This window comes from Bradyrhizobium sp. P2_E8, assembly GCF_056403875.1.
Window position 1 is genome coordinate 1 of record NZ_JBFUES010001082.1, and the last position, 2343, is coordinate 2343.

The 2343-nt window shown below is 61.7% G+C and carries 4 protein-coding genes; all 4 read left to right on the forward strand.

Going from position 1 to position 2343, the window contains the following annotated elements; genetic code table 11:
• Positions 1-269: transcriptional regulator domain-containing protein (locus tag AC1D00_RS36910; RefSeq protein ID WP_477014059.1), on the forward strand; the 269-nt coding region annotated here is incomplete at its 5' end.
• A 136-nt stretch (positions 270-405) separates the two neighbouring features.
• Positions 406-846 (forward strand): DUF2285 domain-containing protein, encoded by a 441-nt coding sequence (locus AC1D00_RS36915; RefSeq protein WP_477014060.1) that lies wholly within the window; start codon positions 406-408, stop codon positions 844-846.
• 133 nt (positions 847-979) lie between these two features.
• Positions 980-1261, forward strand: coding sequence for a helix-turn-helix transcriptional regulator (locus tag AC1D00_RS36920; protein ID WP_247412053.1), 282 nt, complete (start codon positions 980-982; stop codon positions 1259-1261).
• Between the two features lie 22 nt (positions 1262-1283).
• Entirely contained in the window at positions 1284-2162 is an 879-nt protein-coding gene (locus tag AC1D00_RS36925) for a replication initiator protein A (protein WP_477014061.1), read from the forward strand.
• Positions 2163-2343 lie beyond the last annotated feature (181 nt).

The window sequence follows — 2343 nt, forward strand, 5'->3', positions numbered from 1 at the left end:
CTATTGCCCCGCAATCCTTGTTAGCTGCTATTGCGCCGCAATCCTTGTTAGCTGCGTGCAATGGGGCGGAAGCAATGCCTGAATTCGACTGGCGGTCGCCGGATTCCTACAAGAGCCTAGAAGACGCCGAAATCACCGACATCGCCTGGGAATGTCTTCGTCGTAACGCGGACTATCGACGCGATTACGAAGCGATGATCGCTAGCAGCCCAGATGGCGAAGCGACCGCGGAGTTCAGGAGGAGGTGGGGCATCTGCTTTCGCCCATGACCCCCTGCGGTCCTTCGACGAGCACATAATCTTTTGGGCGCCTGAGGTTCTAACGACCGTCGTTCCAGTCACGGTCGCGTCGACCGCCGATCGAAGTTCGGCCTCTCGGCCACTGCTCGACCTTACAGCGGGGCAGGTGCGCCGCGCCGCCGACGGCTGGCATATCGTGCTGCGCATCGGGGCGATGGATCACCGTGTCTGGTCCAAAGAGCCTCCCGTGGTCGGCGCGTCATACGCAGCCGAATTGCCGTTTAATGGCGATTTAGAAGCGCGCGCCTATGCAGCCCGCCGGCTGTGGCGCGCAATGAATGGACGCGCGCCAGGTCCTGCCTTTCACAAGTTATCTAAGCAGCGGCGCGAACGCCTGAGCGCCGCCATCCGCGCGCTCGATGCGCATACTTCCGGTGGCAGCTATCGCATTACCGCCGAAGCGCTGTTCGGGAAAAAGAGCATCCCTGATCGCGCCTGGAAGACGCACGATTTGCGCAATCGAACGGTCCGCCTGGTGCAGGGCGGCCTCGCGTTGGTCCGCGGAGGCTACCGCAAACTTCTCCGGCGTGGCCGCAGGGACAAGTAGCCCCTCGGCCGAGGGGTATCGAAAATTGTACCCCCAATATTCGGCATCCCCCTCCGAGAACTTGCTTCTCCATGATGACCGCACACACGCCGGCGCCGCTATGCGCGGTACGCTGTCACCTTGGAGTTCTCAAATGCCCGATGCAATGACCGGACTGCCCCCGCGCTTCCTGCGTACACCGGAGGCCGCGCGGTATCTTGGTCTCTCGGGACGCACGCTTGAGAAGCACCGCACGTACGGCACAGGACCGACGTATCGGAAGATCGGCGGACGCGTCGTCTACGCTCTGGATGACCTGAAAGCATGGGCTGATCTCGGCGCCAAGACGTCAACGTCGGATCCCGGCAAGGGCACCGTGCTGCCGGCCAAGAAGCACCCGGTGCTGCGCCCGTATGCGGGCCAGGAACGTCGCTGATCGCCGCGTGAGAGCAGTGACCATGCGGCGCAAACACCATTCCGAGCGCGACCAGCTTGAACTCTTTCGGGCGCTGCCCGGCGATCTCGCGCCCCGCGACGCGCAGGACCTGATGGCTTATCCGTTCTTCTCGCTGGCGAAGACCAGACGCACTGTGCCGATCGATTTCCGCGCGGGTGCGATCGCAATTCGTGTCGAAGCCGTGCCGGAACACGGCTTGGCGACCATCTGGGATGCAGACGTTTTGATCTGGGCCGCGTCCCAGATTGTCGAAGCCCGCGACGCCGGCTTGAAGACGTCGCGCCTGATGGCTGCAACGCCTTACGAGATACTGACGTTTGTCGGCCGCGGCACCAGTGCGCGCGACTATAACCGGCTGAAGGCGGGTCTCGATAGGTTGCAGTCAACGACCGTGCTGACGTCGATCCGTCAGCCGGCAGAACGTCGGCGCCATCGCTTCTCCTGGATCAACGAGTGGAAGGAGACGGCCGATGCAAATGGTCGCCCGTTTGGCCTCGAGCTGATTTTGCCGGATTGGTTCTATGCGGGCGTCATCGATGACGCGCTCGTGCTGACAATTGATCGCGCGTATTTCGATCTGACGGGCGGGCTTGAGCGGTGGCTCTACCGGCTCGTGCGCAAGCACGGCGGTCGTCAGGCCGGCGGCTGGAGCTTTGATCTTGTGCACCTCCATGCCAAGTCCGGCATCCTCTCGCCGCTCAAGCATTTTGCTTACGACGTACGGCAGATCGTTCAGCGCCAGACACTGCCCGGCTATCAGCTCGTGCTCACACGCGATCCGAACGGCACCGAGCGGCTGAACTTCGCGCCTACGCCTGTTGATCCCTTAACGGCACGCCGCCGCCGCGGTCTCATTCCAAATTCGGAGGACAACCTGTGAATCAGCTCGTGCTATCGGGGACCGCAACCCTCGTGCTATCGAGGACCCAATCCTCGTGCTATCGGGGACCGGAATCGAGCTTAAGTGCTTGTTTTTCCGCGCTCTCCAGCCGCTCTAACTTTACTAACATACTGACACTAACTTCCAGTTGTGAATCAGTACGTTGTGAACAAGTCGGCGG